We start from the raw sequence: 16,599 nt of genomic DNA on the forward strand, positions 1-16,599 counted from the left end.
CGGGATTATTAATTGAAATAAAAGCGTGTTTGATCAATTCAAAACACGCTTTTTCTATTCATTCATTCATCAAGGGGATGTAATCAAATTTTATTTCAAGGCTACGGTTAATAATAATGTTAATAATTATTTTGATGTAGTAATAGAGGGAGAGAATTAAAGAATGCGTTCAAATTTATATAAATTATGGAGGTGCGAGAAATGCTTGGATTACCAAATGGAGAGGTGTTTTTAGTTTCTTGGACAACTGAATGGGAAACGAAAATTAATTTAGATTTGGAAGTACAGCCGTACAAAATTCAAGTGCAAAGCCAATTAAAATTTAAGTAAACAAGTTTACATTAGAATTTTTATCAATATGTATGGGAGGTAAAGCTGATATGGCATTTGAAAATGTGGTTTATCCAGCGTTTATAAGACAAGAGGAAGAAAGTTTCGGAGTTCATTTCCCAACATTACTTCCGGATTATGGGTGGGAGGTTTGCTTAAGCTCAGGCTCAACGAAAGAGGAAGCTATTCAAAATGCAAAGAAGGCTTTAGCATATTTGTTAGCGGGTGCTCTATATGATAATGAAGATTTACCAAGTCAGGCGCCCATTCCTGCTAATCTTGTAAAAGAAGAGATGGAACTGGTTTTTATAAAAACATCTTATAGTGATTATGCGAAGGAAATTGAGGATCATTTACCTGGACGTCATTGGCATATCTATTTTAAAAGAGATGAGCAAAGTGAATTTCGAGCCGTTGCATATAAGAATAAACTAGGATTTTGGGATGTAAAGGTTGATGGTGATTTACCTATTAAAATCAAAAAAGAGAAGTTGTTACGACTTTGTCCTACATACCCTGAAATTTGTAAAGCACAACGTCGTGTTGAGGCGGAAGAAGCATTTGATAGTTTTGTAATTAAAGTAAAAGAAATTTAGAACGGTTAAATGAACTCAATATAAAGATAGAAAATACCTATTTAGTATATTGATGAGTAAGAAGCGATTGTCAAATATGCAATCGTTTTTTTTGTTGTTTGTTTTTTGATAAAAATAGTTAATTATTCATTCTCATCTCCTGCCATGTTTCGTTGTTTTCTTAAATTTTTGCTCCTTCTATAAAAGAAGAATCTCCCGCTACAGGTAGAGAAAAAGAAAGACATCATTGATAATTAATTTTGTTGATAATAATTATCAATTAAAATTCCGATTAAGCTATATGTCGGAATAAGAAATGGACAGAGGAGTGATTTTACAGACGGCGGTTAGAAGCTTTATATCATATAGATAGATTTCTATAAATTAAATTGGAAATTGATCGTCAAGCAAGTAATGAAGGAGGAGGTACTATGGCGACAACAGGCGAAAAGTTGGAGCAGCAGATTGATCCGCGACGCTGGTATGCGCTGGCGGTCATTCTTCTTCCGATACTGCTAAATTCTTTGAATACCTATATGATTCAGGTCGCGTTGCCATTAATACAAAGTAGTTTAAACGCAAGTTTTACAGATGCTCAACTAATTATGACCTGTTTTTCGCTCAGTTTAGCCGTCACGCTGGTTATAAGTGGAAAACTCGGTGACATTTATGGCAGGAGGCGGCTTCTGCTTATTGGGGTGAGCGGATTCACGCTCATGTCTATGTTGGGGGGTTTTACATCCAGTTCGACAATCCTAATTGTCATTCGGATTGTGCAAGGAATTGCAGCAGCATTAATACAACCCCAAGTGCTTTCCATGATGCAGATAAATTTTCTATCGCGTGAAAAAGGTCTTGTCTTTAGTATTTACGGTGCCTTACTAGGGTTCGGATTTGCATTTGGACTTACATTGGGAGGCGTTCTGGTTAATTGGAATGTATTTTCCTTAGGGTGGAGAACTGTATTTTTTTTCAATGTTCCCTTCGGTATTCTTGTTCTGCTATGTTTACCTCTGCTCCAGGAATCGCATGGCAACCGCACACAGAAAATTGATTGGACTGGTACAGTCTTCCTGATTAGCGGATTGTTTCTGTTAGTTTATCCTTTATCAGAGGGACAGAAACAGGGATGGTCACATTGGATATGGGGATGCTTAATTTTATCGTTAGTGCTCCTGCTTGCATTTATTGTAGTGGAAATTCATAAGCAAAAACAAGATGATGGACCACTTGTCGATTTGATGATTTTTAAACAACGTTTATTTGGAGTGGGATTGCTTTCAGTTGTTTTTATTTATCTTAGCATGTTCTCCCTCTTTTTCATCTTGACATATTATTTGCAGTTTGGCTTACATTTTGATGCCCAAGCGACCAGTTTTGCTTTTCTGCCTCTTGGTGTCGGTTTTTTCCTAACTTCCCTAATTTCATCTCGAGTGGTGGACAGATGGGGAATGGTTGTGTTGAAAATTGGCGCGTTAATTACGGCAGGTTGCTGTTTTTTACTTATTTTGTTATTGCATATTGATGCGAGACATCTGTTGCATTTGCCCTATATCTTGACTCTGCTAGTGTACGGGCTGGGACTTGGATTGGTTACAACGCCACTTACTCGAGTTGTGTTGAGCACCATTCCAGCGGAAGAAGCAGGAACAGCTTCAGGCTTATTTAATACAGTAATGTATTTGGCCAATTCATTAGGAGTAGCATTGAGTAGTATTGTATTCACTATAGTATTAGGACATACCTTGACAAATGCGACTATGTCCAACTATGTAAGTGCATTTTCCGCCTCTTTAATGCTCTGTGGAGGACTCTCTCTGTCTGCTTATGTTTGTCTTGTTTTTTTATTTAACCGACAAAACAAATAGAAATTAAATTATATAGAACTGGGAGGAAGAATATATGTTTTTGAAAAAATACTTCTCGATGTTTATGATTGTCATGCTTTGCTTGTTAATGTTATCTGCGTGCTCGCAAAGGACAGTTGAATACAAAGAACCAAGTCAGAGTCTTACCGAAGCAACTCAAAGTAACTCGATTGGAAAAAGCCATTACCCGTTGACTTTAACGGTTTATGACGATGCAGGGAAGGAAGTACAACAAACGATTGAAAAAGAACCGAAACGCATTGTGGTCATTGGGCAAGGTTTTGCAGAGTGGATGCTTGCTTTCGGAGAAGAAAAACGTATCGTTGGACTAGCTTATTTGGACAAATCCTTTTCAGAATATGAAGAACAAATTAAAAAACTTCCTATTATTACGGATATGTGGCCTTCAAAAGAGGCTATTTTGGAGTTGCAGCCGGATTTGATTATCTCGATGTCCTCTGCCTTCCAAAAAGAACGGATTGGGGATATTTCTTTTTGGAACAAGAGGGGCATACCAGTACTTACTGGAATCAACTATACTACTGGTCGCACCATCGACAGCTTTTTTGAAGATATTACGAATCTAGGAAATGTACTGAACATCCAAGATAAGACAGAGGCTTTTGTAGACAAGCAAAAAGAACAGATCAACGATATTCAGACGAAAGCTGTGCTTGCAAAGGACAAGCCTAAAGTTCTGTTGCTAGGAACTAGTGGAGAAACGACTTATTATTATGGTCCAACACTTTGTCTCATTGATGAAATGATTGAAGGTGCAGGAGGAGAGTATATTCAAGTGTCTAAGGAAACATATGTAGAGATGTCTGAGGAATCGATTCTATCTGTAAATCCCGATAAAATTATCATTACTGGATTTCAAAAATCAGATAGTGAAGCGTTGATTAAGCAATACTTGAACAATCCAAAGCTGAAAAATGCGACGGCAATTAAAAATGGAAATGTAAAGGTTGTCGAATATACGACAGCTGTTCGTGGAAGTCTTGGGCTTACAGATTTGTATAAGGATGTTGCCCAATATATTCATCCTGAACTGTTTAAAGGAGAATAGACATGATAACCTCACAAAGAAGTATGGAAAGATGGATAGATAAACGTTACCTGTCCTCAACATTTATAGTGATACTACTCATTGTACTTGCTATATCCGTCGTTGTTTCGGTTTCTATTGGACAAGTATCCATTCCCTATAATCAATCTTTTTGGATTTTAGTGGAGCATATCACAGGATTACATACTAGCCACGTTATCGAAGATGCAGATGGCATGTTTCTAGATGTGATATGGCAAATTCGCTTTCCACGAGTGTTATTGGCTATGGTAACGGGCGCAGGTTTAGCGCTATGTGGAACTATCATGCAGGCATCAGTTCAAAATCCATTGGCTGACCCATTTATACTAGGAATATCTTCTGGCGCTTCATTGGGTGCAACGTTCTCCATTATGCTTGGGTTTGGAGTAGGAGGCATCTTAGGAGAGCTTAGCGTTGCGACATGGGCATTTATCGGAGCTTTATGCGCAGCACTTCTTGTTTTGAGCTTAGCTAGCATCGGCGGTAAAACCTCCTCAGTGAAACTAATTTTAGCTGGAACTGTCATTAATGCGTTATGTAGTGCATTTTCAAACTTTATTATTTACTTTGCTAAAAACGCAGAGGGTATTCGTTCAATTTCCTTCTGGACAATGGGGAGCCTGGCTTCTGCTGAATGGGAAACACTTCCATTTGTAACAGCGGTGGTTCTTGCGGCAGGGTTATTTTTTCTGTTCCAATTTCGAGTTCTTAATACCATGCTGATGGGGGAGGAAACAGCAGTTACGTTAGGAATTAATCTAAATTATTATAGACGATTGTATATGATAATCTCATCAATTATCACCGGCATTCTTGTCTCAACTTGTGGAATTATAGGGTTTGTGGGTCTTATTGTTCCCCATATAGTGCGTAGTATTGTCGGGTCCAATCATAAGCGACTTGTTCCTGTTGCTCTTCTGTTTGGTTCATTATTCATGATATGGGCGGATGTATTTGCACGAACAATAATTCTTAATGGAGAATTACCACTTGGAATTGTTACGTCGCTTTTGGGTGCACCAGTCTTTATGTACATGTTAATCAAAAAAAGTTATGGATTCGGGGGAAACTAAATTGAATCTATCGGCAGAACATATATCAGTAACGCTATCGGGAGTAGACATTGTAAAAGATATCAGTCTTCATGTGGAAAATGGTCAGTTTGTTGGACTTATTGGACCTAACGGATGTGGGAAATCAACGTTATTGAAAAGTATTTATAAAGTCATTAAACCTCAAAAGGGTTTTGTATTTTTAGGACATAAGGATGTTCTTAACTCATCCACGCGTATGATTTCAAAGGAGATGGGGGTAGTAGGGCAATTTAATGAATTAAGTTTTGATTTCACCGTTCATGAGATGGTAATGATGGGAAGAACGCCACATAAACATCTGATGGAATCCGATAACAGAAAGGATTATCAGATTGTCGCGGATGCGCTAAATAAAGTTAACTTGTCTGAGTATGCAGACAGAAGCTATTTGACATTATCAGGTGGAGAGAAGCAACGTGTGATACTTGCAAGAGCGATAGCACAGCAGCCTCAATTTTTAATTCTTGATGAGCCAACAAATCATCTAGATATTAAATATCAACTTCAGATTTTAAAGGTTGTCAAATCGCTAAACATAGGTGTTCTTGCGGCTTTGCATGATCTTACAATGGCAACCACGTATTGCGATATTCTTTATGTAATTAAACAAGGTCAAATTATGGCATCAGGAAAGCCTGAGGAGATATTGACCAAGGAGCTTATTGAAATGGTCTATGAAATAGATTGTGAGGTTTATTCAAATCCAATTACGGGGGATATGGCAATTACTTATATAACATAAAGTACAAAAAGAGTGTTCCTTGAATTTGATAATTTACACTGTATATAACACTGGCTTGACATGTAATTGTCAAGCCGTTTTACCGTTCATATTTAATTTTATGGTGTGAAGCGGTTTTTAGCTTGTTATTCTCTACATCTAATTGATTAATCCGTTTAATAAGATCACTTGGATTACAACCATAATGCTTGCGAAAAGCAGTTGTGAAATTGCTGGCATTGCTATAGCCAACAGACGCTGCGGCTTCGCCTACATTTAAACGCTTTACTTCTAAATACCAAAGTGCTTTCTCCATTCTTTTTTGCCGCACAAGCTCAAAGATCGTCATGCCAAACAATTCACGAAATCCTTTTTTTAGCTTAAATTCATTCATTTCAATACGCTTGGACAATGTACGAATAGATAGAGGTTGTTCAAAATGCTCCTGCACTAATTCATGAGCAAGTTCTAGTTTGGAAATATCACTGCGACGCAGCATCATATTTCCTCCAACATGACCATATCCATCTGACTCTCCAAATAGTGCTAAAAATTCTAGAGCCTTACTTTCTAAATACAAACGTTTCATGGTTCCAAAATGTTTACAATGAATCATTTCAGAAACACATCTTTGGATGGCAGGCGTATTTGGATATTGATCAATATTTCCACGGTGATGATTCAGCCATTTCTCCATTTTGCGTTTCTCCGTCACATCCTCAGCGTAGCGTAGCAGTTCAGCAGGAGTAAACCTGATTTCAAGAAGCTGATTTCGAATGTCTGCTTTTTTTTCCTCATAAACTCGAACGTCTTCCAAAAAAAGAACATTCCCTGTTTGGGTAATTGTTAGGCTATTTTTTCCATTCCAATCACAATGAATTTCTCCGTTAACACAGTAACTCAATTCAAATAATTGGCAAGATTCCTGAATATGAAGTTTCATATCCTGCTTGAATGTGACGTCTGTCAACATAATCTCCATACCGGGACGAATCTTAGTTCTAATCAGATTTCCCTTGCCTATATGAGAAGGAATGGTGAGTTGTTGTTCCCAGTTTCTTTGCTGGACGTGTCCTTCGACCATTTCCGTAAATTGATCAAATAAATCATGAATCTTAGTAACGTTTAAAGTCAATTTATCTATCAACTCCATTTCTATATTTTTTATATTTCATAACTATTTATTCTTGATAGCTACTTGTAAAAGAAATCTATGATTACCAAAAATGATAATTGTCGAATAAACTATTTAGTCAGATAAGAGGGAAATATGACAGTAGTGTTTGAATCATGCTGCTGGCTTATCAGTATATTTTTTCATTCAGTTTTTAAGCAAATAATTTGAATGAAAATGATTATTATTATCATTTAATAGTATACTTGAAACTTCTTACTAGTTCAATCTGATGAAAGTTAATTTCAGACAATAGATTGAGGTTAAAAAGTTAATTAATTAATATAATAACAATTGAGAGAGTAACTGGTATCAGATGTTTTCTGTTTAAGGTAATTTTATACTAGTAATTTATAAATTTAGAAAGGTTGATAGCATGAGTAAGAACTTTATTATTTTTGGAGCAAGTCAAGGACTAGGGGATGCGTTTGTAAAGGGTTTACCTATAGAGGGTGATACGGTATGGATGGTGTCACGTACACGACCAAATAGTTTAGATCTAAATGATGGAGTAAATCGTAAGTGGCTCTCAATTGATTTATCTAGTCAACAACAAATTACTATTTTAAAAGAAACGTTACAAGGGATTGCAATCGATGTATTAATTTATAATGTTGGGGTTTGGGAAAAGCATGGTTTTGAGGATGACTATACATTTGATAAGGATGAAGTAGCAGATATTTCAAACCTAATCAACATTAATCTAACTTCCACAATTACCTATATACAAGCACTTTTACCTAATTTAAGACAGGCAATAAATGGGAAAATAATTCTCGTTGGCTCAACGGCAGGTTTAGATCATACGAATAATGCACAAGTTTCGTTTGTCACCTCTAAATTCGGCTTACGTGGCATTACCAATGCGCTACGTGAACATGTGAGAAAAGATAAAATCTCCGTAACATGCATTAATCCCGGAGAGCTTGCTGCAGAAGTACCATATGAAGAAGGTATAGAAAAGGCCATTCTTTTATATGAAGGAACCCGTATTCCTGTACAGGATATTGTATCCATTGTCCAATGTGTGATAAATTTATCACCCGTTTCATGTGTAAAGGAAATTAATATCCCTGCTATAACAGATTTAAATGCTTAATTGTTTTATGTTGGTTAGCAAGCAGTGAATGGGTTCTCTTTCCGTCTGCTTGTATACAATACATAATTCCTCAAGTGAACCGAATATCATTAGAGCTTCAAATCAAGGAAGTTGTAAAAATGCTGACTGATAAACAGTGAATTATGGGCTCTTATAAAACAACGTAGTTAATGGGTGAAGTTTTAGGGCTCTTGACAAAACTATGGTTGAGGTTTGAGTTAATCACAATTTGCTATGGAAGAAAAACGAAAACTCCTTATCGTAATTGTTGTTCAGACAAACCACGAGAGGAGTTTTCGAATTGCTCCAGATTATCAAAAAGCTATAATCTCTACCTTCTTTTTTGAAGTTTCTTCTCCAAATGATGAAATTCCTCTGGATAACTTTTCGTCGTAAAAACATTCTTTTAAATTCTTCTCAAACACTTCCATTTAAGCTAGATTAAATTAGGATTATTTTGCGCTTTTTAATTTTTCGAAAAATATCATCTTACTTAAGCATTCTTTTTCCTTATAACATATATGTATATCATTGGGAATAATTATGAGATTTTAACGAAAATAGTATGATATATTCACTGTAGGGAATTTAAGTAAAAGGAGAATAGTCAAATGAATAAAATAGTTTTACCAATATTAATAGTTATTATTTTGACTGGATGCAATGTACTACCAACTGGTATTCATAAACAACCAGAAGGTCAAATTATTTTTGATGGTGAGCATTATAATATGTTACCAAGTAAATATGAGTGGAGAGAGGACGATGTCGAAGTAACATTAAAAGGTTCTCCTAATATTAGCGAAATAGCAGATAACTTCGAAACTTTAGAAGTCCAAAAAGGGGACGTATTAAAATTTAAAATTGATAAGGATCCGAACTTGATTTCTGCAACTAAAATGAATGAAGATGGCACAATTGAAAATGTTGAAATTAAAGATGAAAAAATAACTATGCCATCTAAAGAAGGGTATTATATATATGAACTTAATGCTATATGGAATAAAGGAAAAGAATCTTTTGTTTTTGATGTTAATGTAAAATAATTAAAGATCCTCCAAATTCTCAATTAAGCAAGCATAAGAAAAATAGAACTTTACAAAAAAACTGATACTAAGATCATTGTGCCTCAAAATTCGTCACGAAGATATTTGTGCGTTTGCTTAAGGTTTACTTAATCTAATTTTTTTAACGGCGGTGATCGAGGAGGTCGACTAGTCAATTAATGACTAGTCTCCTACTCAATTTGAGCTTGTGAAAAAATAGAGTATTCAAAAGACAATCTTGTTCATTTTGTCCAAACTCAAAGCAGCCCCAATTTTAGTTCTCATTCATTTCTAGTTTTAACTTCAATATTTACATAGTTTTCCAGTTTATGAAACTGATAATCCGTTCATAAAACAATAAACAATTTCTTCCTCTAACTGACTTAATGGACGATTAAGTTGAGTTGACAGCTCATTAACCAAATTCAAGTGGTTGCTTTGATGCTTCTCTGCTAAATCGCATATTAACTTTAATGCATTTATATAACCAATAAACTGCTCTTTCGTTAATGGGAGTTCATGCGAAAGCACATAGATATCAGCATCAAACATTTCAATACTTTCTATGAGATGTCTAACATGATCAATTTTATATAGTGGTTGCTGTGTGTAAATACTCGGATACAGGCAGTCCCCTAAGAAAAGTACTTTTTCTTCCTCTACAAAAATGATTGAGGAGTCATCAGAATGATCCCCACCTACATGTTGGACGACACATCGAACTCCACCTAAATCAATTTCCATTTTTTCTTTAAAAGTAATATTAGGTAAAGTGATGGTAATATTTCTATCCACGCCAAATTCCTTTTTTATCATTTCAAAACAAAACTCGATCTCTAAGCCTTTTTCCACACGATTATCTAAAGCTTCATCAGACCAATCATAATCTATTATGTTTTCAAGATACCTTTTTGTGTTTTCATGTGCTATTGTTAATAAATTCATTTTATTTGTTCCAAAGCTATGATCCCAATGCCAATGTGTTAATACGACAGAATGATAATTAGTTGTTTGATATTGATCTAGTGCATCAAGAAATAACTGAGCATGTTTGTCAGAATTTCCTGCATCTATAATTAAAGTTTGGTGTATCCCACATATGGCAGACAGTATTGGTCGATCTGTTTCAGGATCTGGTGGTAAATAGTGTATGCGATTAGTGAGTTGCTTTAAATTTTTTTCCATGAGCTTAACTCCCTTTGTTGTTATTTGTTCCGACAATCTTATCTAATGTATCAAGAACATTTTTTAACTCCGCTAAACTTACCTTCGAATAATATTTTTCTACGAGAATATCGTCAATTTTTTTTAGAAGCTCTTGAAACTCTTGACCTCTATTCCCAAGAGATATTAAAGTCTCTCTACGGTTTATTGAATTCTCCTGACGAACTATCATTTTCATTTCTTCCAGTTTTGAAATAACTTGGCTAACTGCACTTTTAGAAATGTCAAAATGATTGGCAATATCATTCGCAATTACCGGCTCATTACGAATGATGTAAAACATGATAACTTCTTGCTGAGGGGTTAAATGAAAGCTCTCCAATTCCTCTACCTCTTTGGTTTCTTTTAAAACTATCAATTTGAATTGCTCAAATTTTTGATTGATTTTGTCGATAAGTATTAAATAATCATGCATAGTTGTATGTCCTTCATTTTATTTATTAAGTTAAGTTTACTTAACCGTTTGATACTTGTCAATCATTAGAGGTATTTGAGATATATTGAAAATATTGATTGACATTTATTATTCTTTTCAGCAGACGTTATGTGGATTTGGTAGAAGATAAATACCAAATCCACATTTTCTAGTGGGATAAGCGTTAGAGTCTATTCCAAATAAACATAAATTGTGCTGCATCGGATTCGAGGGCAATTTGATGATATTCTGTCGATTCATCATCTGTAATCAAACGCCCTTTTTGAACATTTAAAATAGCGTGTTTTATAGATTTAGGATGTTCAATTGAATAGTGAGAATCTTTTAGGAGGGTTAGGGCAGATCGGCATTTATGTTTATCGATGCGTTCATTTTTTCCTTTGAAATACAGCTTAATTAGATAGGGGATATCATCGATGATTAAACCGAGTTCAGGGTTTGAACGTACGGTTAATTCATCACAATACCAATTGGACTTACCAGGCTCAAACCACTGTACTTTTTTATTTTTTAAAAACTTTAAATAGGCTTTTACAGCTTCTTGGTAATTTTTCTGACGTGCAGGGATGGCATCGTCTATGATGGCAAGTAAATAGGAATCATTATATCGATTTTCATGGTATTTTTTTAAGCCTTCGCGTAATGCTCTCCAATAATCTTTAATCGGATGATAGTCTTCCTGGTACTTAATGTCCTTCACAAACTTTGTCTTGGCAGCACTTCCCTTCATCGTGAAATCAGTGAATTGTGTTAAACCAATGGATGGCTTTGTGATAATCGTCACCTTACATCACCCTTCTTTTATCAAAATTCAATTGTTATAGATTAGTATTATATTGGTAAGGGCAAATTTATATGAGAAATCCAAAGGAATGGGGTTGCTATTCATACAACCGGTTGTCGATTTTGTACCAGCAACTGGTTGTTTTAATTTCTTGGATTTGGATGTGGGTACGATATTTGGATATTTTTTATCGTTGCAGTTAATTTTCTATTAAAAATATTATAAAAATAGAATAGTATTTATTTTTTTGTTTTGAAATTTCTGACAAAAAAACGTTTAAAATTGGGAAATAGTGTATCGTTATGCATTGAAATAATGTTTATGCATTTTTTTATACAAGAAAGAATCTATGTTTTTAATAATCCAAACTGTATAAAAATTTAAAAAAATGTTGGGTTGAGTCAATTTTTCATTTTCTTTATACTGTGAAAGTAATTATTCGAGAGGAGAAAACATCATGAACAAAGAAGTTACAATTATTGGGGTGCCTATGGATTTTGGTCAAACTAGAAGAGGGGTTGATATGGGGCCAAGTGCTATTAGATATGCTGGGTTAACAGATCGACTTGAAGGCCTTGGCTATTCGATTGATGACGAAGGGGATTTAAATATTAAAATAGTAAATGAAAGCAAAGAAACTGAAATAACGACTAACTTAAAAAATTTAAAAACTGTAGCAGAGGCTAATGACAAGCTTGGTCAAAAAGTAGATCAAGTCATTTCCTCAAATCGCTTTCCGTTAGTTTTGGGAGGAGATCATAGTATCGCCATTGGAACATTAGCAGGGGTCTCAAAGCATTATGAGAATTTAGGTGTCATTTGGTATGATGCCCATGGTGATCTAAACACAGGTGAAACCTCTCCCTCAGGCAATATACATGGAATGTCCTTGGCTGTAAGCTTAGGTCTTGGTCATCCTGCACTCACTAATATTGGAGGCTATGGTCCAAAAGTAAAGCCTGAAAATGTCGTGATTATTGGTGCCCGTGACTTAGATCCAGGAGAAAAGCAGCTTATTAAAGAACAAGGTATAAAAGTATATACCATGCATGAAATCGATCGATTAGGTATGACAACAGTTATGTCAGAAACGATTAATTATTTGAAGGAACGTACAGATGGCGTCCATTTATCCCTAGATTTAGATGGTCTTGATCCAAATGATGCACCAGGTGTAGGAACTCCAGTTGCAGGTGGCATCAGCTATCGTGAAAGCCATTTAGCTATGGAAATGCTATCAGAGGCGAATATCATTACCTCAGCAGAGTTTGTAGAGACAAACCCAGTATTAGATAAATATAATAAAACAGCTATCGCTGCAGTCGCTTTAATGAGCTCTTTATTCGGCGATACATTACTTTAAATTATGGATAAGGGCAATAAATTATCCCATAAAGGAAGAACTTTTCTTAGAATAGTAGGTCGCCACAACCAAATGTAAGAAAATAGCTCTCCCTAAATTAAGTTTACAATAGAAAGGGCGACAGCTCTAGGTAATCACTAGCATTAATTTTGTCAGAATATTGACAGTTCTTTAAATGTATTAAATTAATAACCTAATTATTATTAAAATTTCTAATAGTTATCTTCATGCACTTAAAAAAGAAAGTGCTTACAAGATAATTTGCGTAAGGAGTTTTTATATGGCAGCAGAACAATATGAATTAAAAAGAAGCATGAAAGCAAGACACTTATTTATGATCTCACTTGGAGGATGTATAGGAACTGGTTTCTTTCTTGGGTCAGGCTACACTATTCATCAAGCTGGACCAACTGGTGCCATTCTCTCGTATTTAGTTGGCGGATTAGTCATGTATTTAACAATGCTATGTTTAGGTGAATTGTCTGTTGCTATGCCAGTATCAGGTTCATTCCAAACATACACAACGAAATTTATAGGCCCTGCTACTGGTTTTGCTGTCGGCTGGCTGTACTGGCTAGGCTGGGCAGTAACTGTTGCACTCGAATTTTTAGGGGCTGGACAACTTATGCAAAGATGGTTCCCTGAATCACCCGTATGGATGTGGTGCCTACTATTTGCTGCACTGCTCTTTGTATTGAATGGTTTATCAGCAAAAGCGTTCGGTGAAGCAGAATTTGTTTTCTCAAGCATTAAAATATTGGCCATTATTATGTTCCTTGCAGTTGGTGGTGCGGCCATGTTTGGTTTAATTGATATAAAAGATGGAACAGAAGCACCATTTCTTTCTCATTTTTATGAGGGAGGGCTATTTCCAAATGGCGTATCAGCCTTGCTTATTACCATGATTACTGTGAATTTTTCATTCCAGGGTACTGAATTAATTGGTATTGCGGCAGGGGAGAGTGAAAATCCTGAAAAGACAATCCCTAAATCAATTAAACAAACAGTTTGGCGTACGCTTTTCTTCTTTGTGTTATCTGTCGTTGTACTAGCAGGTATGATACCTATGGAAAAAGCAGGAGTTGTTGAAAGTCCATTTGTTGTTGTGCTAGATAGTATAGGAATTCCGTATGCTGCAGATATCATGAATTTTGTTATTCTGACAGCGCTATTATCTGTCGCTAACTCTGGACTTTATGCAGCAACACGTATGCTATTCTCTCTTTCTGTTGAAAAGATGGCAAGCCCCGTTTTAGGGAAGGTGAATAAAAGAGGAATTCCTATGAATGCATTACTAATTACACTTGCTGTGGCTGGTTTGTCATTGCTATCAAGTGTATTCGCTGCAAAAACAGTGTTTGTTTGGCTTTTATCTCTAGCAGGCTTAGGCGCACAAATTGGTTGGATTGCAATTACGGCTTCCCAAATTGCGTTTAGAAGATCCTATATACGTCAAGGTGGAAAAGTAGAGGATTTAAAATTCAAAGCCCCACTCTACCCATTGGTTCCAATTTTAGGTTTAGTAGCAAACTGTATTGTCATGGGAAGCTTGGCATTTGATCCATCTCAACGACTAGCTCTATACTGTGGAGGAGCGTTCTTTATTGGCTGTTATATCGTTTATTATGTAAAGGTAAAGAAAGTTACAAATTTAAATATTAATCAACAAGAAGTACAGTTAAAATTAGAGCAAAAAATGTATCTATAAGCTAGATGGAGATACTGAATGCCTCAAGATAACACAGTCACCCGACAAGTAAAAAAGACATCATAAGCTCGTTTTCCTGCTTATGATGTCTTTTCTTTTATTGTATTGTATCTAAAACTTTTTTTGAAACATAAAATTCCGTACCGTTATAAACATTGATTGTATCAAATGTATATGTTTTAGACGTATTCATTGATGCGTCCTTATATACCATAGTATTTTTGTTTACTGGAATAATAATGGAAACATCCGCTTTTTGGGCTATAAAAGTAGGATTTTCTTTATCTGCTACATCTACTTTTGTTGTGAAGCCTTTTTCTGTAAATGCTTTTGTTGCAGGTATATATAATTCGTCCGTTAACTTATCTAATTCAAAGCCCATAAACTTTGCCATTGCATGTGCTAAATCAGTATTTTCAACAAGACCAGTTATTTTAGACGGACCGAATGAATATAAGAATACATCCTCGCCAGTATGGCCACCAGTTGTATAGCCAATATTGGCACGATTTGCAAGCATTTTAACCATTTCACTGCCAAGGTCTTTAGCAGATTTTAATGTAGTAAGCTCTTCCTCTGTTAAATTATCTAGACCATAAAGTGCAGCAACTTCTACTAAGTTTGATTGATCTTCTTTTAATTGCCCTAGCGCACCTTCAATCGTCATTGTAGCCTTCTTTAAAGGATCGATGTAAGCTGATACAGGAATGCTTGAATAAGTATTTGTTGTGTTAATATTTCCCATTGTAATACCACTATTGCCGTGGTCTGTTACGGCAACCACCAATGTATTTCCGTCTTCTTTCGCAAAATCAATGGCTTCCTTCACCGCATCATCAAACGATAAAATATCACTAATAATCCCAATAGTATCGTTAGCGTGTGCTGCCCAGTCTACCTTACTTCCTTCAACAAATAAGAAGAAGCCATCCTCATCCTTTTTCAGCGTATTAATCGCTTTTTCTGTCATTTCGGCAAGCGTTGGCTCGGATGCTCTTGTTTTGGCACGATCAAAATCGTAAGCGAGGGCACTTGGCGCAAAGCTACCCCAAATTTTTGATGCTTGACTGTTTAGTAGTTCATCCCGTGTTTTGACAAGAGCATAATTTTTTTCCTTAAGGACGTTCAATAAATCCTCGCCATCTTTACGCGCATTTTTTGTTGTTCCCGGTGATAAAGATTCTAAGCCACCTCCTAACACAACATCGATATTTTGATAGACTTGCTGTTCAGCGATATCACCATATTGGCTTCTATTATTAACGTGAGCTGAAAAGCCTGCTGGTGTAGCATGCTGAATTTCAGAGGTAGAAATTAATCCTGTGGCCTTGCCCTGCTGTTTAGCGCCTTCCAAAACATTTGCTACTGGTCTAAATGCGTCCTCTTTAGCAACTTGCTCTAATCCAGGTGAATTAACAACAGATGGCAATACACCAATAAATTTATCATTCGACTTATGTCCAGTTGCTAAAGCTGTAGCTGCAGGAGCGGAATCTGTAATGGCAGACTCAGCAGAGTACGTACGCATGGCACCTGTTAAAATTTCATCCATTGCCAGGCTTTCTCCCTTATACCAACGCGAAAGTGTAATGGCATTATTACTGCTACCATCCATCACAAGCATAATAACATTTGTTGGTTTTTTTACTTCCTCTGCTTGTACCTGTGGGGTAGCGATACTAACTGTTGATAAAGTAAGAGCACTTGCTAAAAACAATGAAGTCCATTTTTTTGAATATTTCATGATTTTCCTCCTTTAGATAAGTTCAATGGTAAGTTTAAAGGAAGGTTGTAAAGTCTTAATTAAATAGATGTAAATAAATTATGGTAATATTGTTAACGGATAACCTTGAAAGGATGGATTTTAAATTCAAGAAAATAGCTGATTACCAGTTATAAAATAACAGTCATCTATTTTAATTAGAGAAGATCAGATGCCTTGAACTAAAAAATCTAAATACTATGGTTTTATATCAAGTCAATCAAATTAATATGAAGAATACAGATTATCCGACACTCGTTTTTGAATTTTTTATAAAGTAAGAAGCTTATAAGAAGATTCTTACTTTATAAAAAGGATGAATTTA

The 16,599-nt window shown here is 35.5% G+C and carries 15 protein-coding genes; 10 read left to right on the plus strand and 5 right to left on the minus strand.

Features of this window, described 5'->3' with window-relative positions; translation table 11 throughout:
• The first annotated feature begins 201 nt into the window (after positions 1–201).
• The 6 genes from QNH24_RS08890 to QNH24_RS08915 all read left to right on the plus strand — a co-directional run bounded on the left by QNH24_RS08890 (position 202) and on the right by QNH24_RS08915 (position 5,699).
• Positions 202–330: a hypothetical protein gene (locus QNH24_RS08890; protein ID WP_283871685.1), complete on the plus strand. Its 129-nt coding sequence runs from the start codon at positions 202–204 to the stop codon at positions 328–330.
• Between the two features lie 50 nt (positions 331–380).
• Positions 381–926 (plus strand): type II toxin-antitoxin system HicB family antitoxin, encoded by a 546-nt coding sequence (locus QNH24_RS08895; protein WP_283871686.1) that lies wholly within the window; start codon positions 381–383, stop codon positions 924–926.
• 410 nt (positions 927–1,336) lie between these two features.
• Positions 1,337–2,773 carry an MFS transporter gene (locus tag QNH24_RS08900; protein WP_283871687.1) on the plus strand — a complete coding sequence of 479 codons (1,437 nt, stop codon included), beginning with the start codon at positions 1,337–1,339 and terminating at the stop codon, positions 2,771–2,773.
• Between the two features lie 34 nt (positions 2,774–2,807).
• On the plus strand, positions 2,808–3,842 hold the full coding sequence (locus tag QNH24_RS08905; RefSeq protein ID WP_283871688.1) for an ABC transporter substrate-binding protein: 1,035 nt from the start codon (positions 2,808–2,810) through the stop codon (positions 3,840–3,842).
• A gap of 2 nt (positions 3,843–3,844) precedes the next feature.
• The gene (locus tag QNH24_RS08910; protein WP_283871689.1) at positions 3,845–4,936 is read left to right on the plus strand and encodes a FecCD family ABC transporter permease; all 1,092 of its coding nucleotides are present in this window, start codon (positions 3,845–3,847) and stop codon (positions 4,934–4,936) included.
• Position 4,937: 1 nt separating this feature from the next.
• A complete protein-coding gene (locus tag QNH24_RS08915) occupies positions 4,938–5,699 on the plus strand; it encodes an ABC transporter ATP-binding protein (RefSeq protein WP_283871690.1) in 762 nt (253 codons plus the stop codon).
• A 79-nt stretch (positions 5,700–5,778) separates the two neighbouring features.
• Here QNH24_RS08915 and QNH24_RS08920 read toward each other — a convergent pair whose 3' ends face one another.
• The gene (locus QNH24_RS08920) at positions 5,779–6,813 is read right to left on the minus strand and encodes a helix-turn-helix domain-containing protein (protein WP_283871691.1); all 1,035 of its coding nucleotides are present in this window, start codon (positions 6,811–6,813) and stop codon (positions 5,779–5,781) included.
• A gap of 415 nt (positions 6,814–7,228) precedes the next feature.
• On the opposite strand from QNH24_RS08920, the gene QNH24_RS08925 reads away from it, so the two are divergent.
• Together QNH24_RS08925 and QNH24_RS08930 are read left to right on the plus strand one after the other, a co-directional pair.
• Positions 7,229–7,951, plus strand: a complete 723-nt coding sequence (locus QNH24_RS08925) for an SDR family NAD(P)-dependent oxidoreductase (protein ID WP_283871692.1) — start codon at positions 7,229–7,231, stop codon at positions 7,949–7,951.
• 611 nt (positions 7,952–8,562) lie between these two features.
• Positions 8,563–8,997, plus strand: coding sequence for a lipoprotein (locus tag QNH24_RS08930; protein WP_283871693.1), 435 nt, complete (start codon positions 8,563–8,565; stop codon positions 8,995–8,997).
• Between the two features lie 327 nt (positions 8,998–9,324).
• Here the strand turns inward: QNH24_RS08930 and QNH24_RS08935 are convergent, their stop codons facing one another.
• The 3 genes from QNH24_RS08935 to QNH24_RS08945 form a co-directional block, all read right to left on the minus strand.
• Positions 9,325–10,182 carry an MBL fold metallo-hydrolase gene (locus QNH24_RS08935; RefSeq protein ID WP_283871694.1) on the minus strand — a complete coding sequence of 286 codons (858 nt, stop codon included), beginning with the start codon at positions 10,180–10,182 and terminating at the stop codon, positions 9,325–9,327.
• Between the two features lie 4 nt (positions 10,183–10,186).
• Positions 10,187–10,636 (minus strand): MarR family winged helix-turn-helix transcriptional regulator, encoded by a 450-nt coding sequence (locus QNH24_RS08940; RefSeq protein ID WP_283871695.1) that lies wholly within the window; start codon positions 10,634–10,636, stop codon positions 10,187–10,189.
• Between the two features lie 184 nt (positions 10,637–10,820).
• Positions 10,821–11,387: a hypothetical protein gene (locus QNH24_RS08945; protein WP_430675494.1), complete on the minus strand. Its 567-nt coding sequence runs from the start codon at positions 11,385–11,387 to the stop codon at positions 10,821–10,823.
• 511 nt (positions 11,388–11,898) lie between these two features.
• On the opposite strand from QNH24_RS08945, the gene rocF reads away from it, so the two are divergent.
• Positions 11,899–12,804 (plus strand): arginase, encoded by a 906-nt coding sequence (rocF, locus tag QNH24_RS08950; RefSeq protein WP_283871697.1) that lies wholly within the window; start codon positions 11,899–11,901, stop codon positions 12,802–12,804.
• Positions 12,805–13,084: 280 nt separating this feature from the next.
• On the plus strand, positions 13,085–14,512 hold the full coding sequence (locus QNH24_RS08955) for an amino acid permease (RefSeq protein WP_283871698.1): 1,428 nt from the start codon (positions 13,085–13,087) through the stop codon (positions 14,510–14,512).
• Between the two features lie 97 nt (positions 14,513–14,609).
• Here QNH24_RS08955 and QNH24_RS08960 read toward each other — a convergent pair whose 3' ends face one another.
• Positions 14,610–16,256: an alkaline phosphatase gene (locus QNH24_RS08960; RefSeq protein ID WP_283871699.1), complete on the minus strand. Its 1,647-nt coding sequence runs from the start codon at positions 16,254–16,256 to the stop codon at positions 14,610–14,612.
• Between the last annotated feature and the right edge of the window lie 343 nt (positions 16,257–16,599).

This window comes from Lysinibacillus pakistanensis (genome assembly GCF_030123245.1).
Taxonomy (GTDB): Bacteria; Bacillota; Bacilli; order Bacillales_A; family Planococcaceae; genus Lysinibacillus; species Lysinibacillus pakistanensis.

Excerpts from the sequence above, each read along its gene's own strand:
- QNH24_RS08890 (WP_283871685.1), top strand. The coding sequence starts at position 202 with ATGCTTGGATTACCAAATGGAGAGGTGTTTTTAGTTTCTTGGACAACT.
- QNH24_RS08895 (WP_283871686.1), top strand. The coding sequence starts at position 381 with ATGGCATTTGAAAATGTGGTTTATCCAGCGTTTATAAGACAAGAGGAA.
- QNH24_RS08900 (WP_283871687.1), top strand. The coding sequence starts at position 1,337 with ATGGCGACAACAGGCGAAAAGTTGGAGCAGCAGATTGATCCGCGACGC.
- QNH24_RS08905 (WP_283871688.1), top strand. The coding sequence starts at position 2,808 with ATGTTTTTGAAAAAATACTTCTCGATGTTTATGATTGTCATGCTTTGC.
- QNH24_RS08910 (WP_283871689.1), top strand. The coding sequence starts at position 3,845 with ATGATAACCTCACAAAGAAGTATGGAAAGATGGATAGATAAACGTTAC.
- QNH24_RS08925 (WP_283871692.1), top strand. The coding sequence starts at position 7,229 with ATGAGTAAGAACTTTATTATTTTTGGAGCAAGTCAAGGACTAGGGGAT.
- QNH24_RS08930 (WP_283871693.1), top strand. The coding sequence starts at position 8,563 with ATGAATAAAATAGTTTTACCAATATTAATAGTTATTATTTTGACTGGA.
- QNH24_RS08935 (WP_283871694.1), bottom strand. The coding sequence starts at position 10,182 with ATGGAAAAAAATTTAAAGCAACTCACTAATCGCATACACTATTTACCA.
- QNH24_RS08940 (WP_283871695.1), bottom strand. The coding sequence starts at position 10,636 with ATGCATGATTATTTAATACTTATCGACAAAATCAATCAAAAATTTGAG.
- QNH24_RS08945 (WP_430675494.1), bottom strand. The coding sequence starts at position 11,387 with ATGAAGGGAAGTGCTGCCAAGACAAAGTTTGTGAAGGACATTAAGTAC.
- rocF (WP_283871697.1), top strand. The coding sequence starts at position 11,899 with ATGAACAAAGAAGTTACAATTATTGGGGTGCCTATGGATTTTGGTCAA.
- QNH24_RS08955 (WP_283871698.1), top strand. The coding sequence starts at position 13,085 with ATGGCAGCAGAACAATATGAATTAAAAAGAAGCATGAAAGCAAGACAC.
- QNH24_RS08960 (WP_283871699.1), bottom strand. The coding sequence starts at position 16,256 with ATGAAATATTCAAAAAAATGGACTTCATTGTTTTTAGCAAGTGCTCTT.